The organism is Luteococcus sanguinis (assembly GCF_039527675.1).
Classification (GTDB): Bacteria; Actinomycetota; Actinomycetes; order Propionibacteriales; family Propionibacteriaceae; genus Luteococcus; species Luteococcus sanguinis.
In genome coordinates this window covers 1-697 of sequence record NZ_BAAAKI010000037.1, presented here as the reverse complement: position 1 = coordinate 697, position 697 = coordinate 1, and the positions used below count along the sequence as shown (strand labels likewise).

Below are 697 nucleotides of genomic sequence, written 5' to 3'. Positions count from 1 at the left end.
GGATAAAAGGTACCCCGGGGATAACAGGCTGATCTTGCCCGAGCGCTCACAGCGACGGCATGGTTTGGCACCTCGATGTCGGCTCGTCGCATCCTGGGGCTGGAGTCGGTCCCAAGGGTTGGGCTGTTCGCCCATTAAAGCGGCACGCGAGCTGGGTTTAGAACGTCGTGAGACAGTTCGGTCCCTATCCACTGCGCGCGTAGGAATCTTGAGAAGAGCTGTCCTTAGTACGAGAGGACCGGGACGGACTAACCTCTGGTGTGCCAGTTGTCCTGCCAAGGGCACGGCTGGTTGGCTACGTTGGGAAGTGATAACCGCTGAAAGCATCTAAGCGGGAAGCACGCTTCAAGATGAGGGTTCCCACAGCGTTAAGCTGGTAAGGCCCCCGGCAGACCACCGGGTGATAGGTCGGATGTGGAAGCACAGCAATGTGTGGAGCTGACCGATACTAATAGGCCGAGGGCTTGTTCCTACAAAGATGCTACGCGTCCACTGTGTGGTTCCCGAGATACGGTCGGGAACCCGTAAGCACCACCAGACCCCAGGGTTTTGGGTGTGTGCTCGTGTTATCCGATACATCTCCATAGTGTTTCGGTGGCCATGTCGTAAGGGAAACACCCGGTCCCATTCCGAACCCGGAAGTTAAGCCTTACAGAGCCGATGGTACTGCAGGCGGGAGCCTGTGGGAGACTAGGAC

Annotated in this window: 2 rRNA genes; both read left to right on the top strand. The window is 57.7% G+C overall.

From position 1 onward, the window contains the following. Positions 1 to 472 (top strand): 23S ribosomal RNA (locus tag ABD089_RS13740); the annotation flags it as partial. 118 nt (positions 473 to 590) lie between these two features. Continuing rightward, positions 591 to 697 (top strand): 5S ribosomal RNA (gene rrf / locus ABD089_RS13735); the annotation flags it as partial.